Annotated in this window: 1 protein-coding gene; it reads right to left on the reverse strand. The window is 39.2% G+C overall.

The window, feature by feature from the left end; genetic code table 11:
- Positions 1 to 217, reverse strand: a 217-nt coding sequence (locus AAEZ06_RS28255) for a hypothetical protein (RefSeq protein WP_350617517.1), incomplete at its 3' end; no start/stop codon positions are given.
- Between the last annotated feature and the right edge of the window lie 20 nt (positions 218 to 237).

The raw sequence follows: 237 nt of genomic DNA on the forward strand, positions 1-237 counted from the left end.
CTTGTTGCCCGTTAACGATAGATTCTATTTGCTCATCAATATGCATCACTTGCATCAACTTAACAATAGACGTATCTGTTGGGAAGATATCATTATTCATGAAAGCGGTATTGTTAATAGAATCGCTATTGGCACTTACTATCTGCTGTTGAGCAGGCTCATTGTGAATAACTAACTCAGCGTTGGCCTGAGTCAGACTGACTACTGTAGTAATCATCATAACCGCCACACTTAATG

The sequence above is a fragment of the Pseudomonas sp. HY7a-MNA-CIBAN-0227 genome (assembly GCF_040310325.1).
In the GTDB taxonomy this organism is placed as follows: domain Bacteria; phylum Pseudomonadota; class Gammaproteobacteria; order Pseudomonadales; family Pseudomonadaceae; genus Aquipseudomonas.